The 1,757-nt window shown below is 48.8% G+C and carries 1 rRNA gene; it reads right to left on the bottom strand.

The features are described 5' to 3' along the window. Positions 1 to 54: 54 nt before the first annotated feature. Positions 55 to 1,615 (bottom strand): 16S ribosomal RNA (locus ACVQ8P_RS00295). Between the last annotated feature and the right edge of the window lie 142 nt (positions 1,616 to 1,757).

The following is a 1,757-nucleotide window of genomic DNA, read 5'->3' as shown; positions in this document are numbered from 1 at the left end:
CTCAAAACTAAACAAATTTTCGACAAGTGTGTAGGTTTCCGTAATATTCCTTAGAAAGGAGGTGATCCAGCCGCAGGTTCTCCTACGGCTACCTTGTTACGACTTCACCCTAATCATCTGTCCCACCTTAGACGGCTGGCTCCTAAAAGGTTACCTCACCGGCTTTGGGTGTTACAAACTCTCATGGTGTGACGGGCGGTGTGTACAAGGCCCGGGAACGTATTCACCGCGGCATTCTGATCCGCGATTACTAGCGATTCCAACTTCATGTAGGCGAGTTGCAGCCTACAATCCGAACTGAGAACGGCTTTAAGAGATTAGCTTAACCTCGCGGTCTCGCAACTCGTTGTACCGTCCATTGTAGCACGTGTGTAGCCCAGGTCATAAGGGGCATGATGATTTGACGTCATCCCCACCTTCCTCCGGTTTGTCACCGGCAGTCTCATTAGAGTGCCCAACTTAATGCTGGCAACTAATAATAAGGGTTGCGCTCGTTGCGGGACTTAACCCAACATCTCACGACACGAGCTGACGACAACCATGCACCACCTGTCATTCTGTCCCCGAAGGGAACGGCCTATCTCTAGGTTTGTCAGAAGATGTCAAGACCTGGTAAGGTTCTTCGCGTTGCTTCGAATTAAACCACATGCTCCACCGCTTGTGCGGGCCCCCGTCAATTCCTTTGAGTTTCAACCTTGCGGTCGTACTCCCCAGGCGGAGTGCTTAATGCGTTAGCTGCAGCACTGAAGGGCGGAAACCCTCCAACACTTAGCACTCATCGTTTACGGCATGGACTACCAGGGTATCTAATCCTGTTTGCTACCCATGCTTTCGAACCTCAGCGTCAGTTACAGACCAGAGAGCCGCTTTCGCCACTGGTGTTCTACCATATATCTACGCATTTCACCGCTACACATGGTGTTCCACTCTCCTCTTCTGCACTCAAGTTATCCAGTTTCCAATGCATTTCTTCGGTTGAGCCGAAGGCTTTCACATCAGACTTAAAAAACCGCCTGCGTTCGCTTTACGCCCAATAAATCCGGATAACGCTTGCCACCTACGTATTACCGCGGCTGCTGGCACGTAGTTAGCCGTGGCTTTCTGGTTAGATACCGTCACTAGGTAAACAGTTACTCTTACCTACATTCTTCTCTAACAACAGAGCTTTACGATCCGAAAACCTTCTTCACTCACGCGGCGTTGCTCCATCAGACTTTCGTCCATTGTGGAAGATTCCCTACTGCTGCCTCCCGTAGGAGTTTGGGCCGTGTCTCAGTCCCAATGTGGCCGATCACCCTCTCAGGTCGGCTACGTATCATTGCCTTGGTGGGCCTTTACCTCACCAACTAGCTAATACGCCGCGGGTCCATCCAAAAGTGACAGCTTACGCCGTCTTTCATTATCAAACCATGCGGTTTAACAAATTATGCGGTATTAGCACCTGTTTCCAAGTGTTATCCCCCTCTTTTGGGCAGGTTACCCACGTGTTACTCACCCGTTCGCCACTCAATACCTTCGGTGAGTGCAAGCACTCGGTGAAGATATTGCGTTCGACTTGCATGTATTAGGCACGCCGCCAGCGTTCATCCTGAGCCAGGATCAAACTCTCATATAAAAATTTGATTGCTCTTATTGTTTTGTTGCTTTTTAAAACTAGCGAATTGACTTCGCAAATGTTTGCTCTTAACTCTTAGTTAAGAGACCCTACACATTTGATTTGTCGAAAATTTGTTCAGTTTTCAAAGATCTACTTGGTT

The organism is Dellaglioa sp. BT-FLS60 (assembly GCF_054941065.1).
The sequence above is the reverse complement of the archived record's forward strand: the minus strand, read 5'-3'. Positions and strand labels throughout refer to the sequence as shown.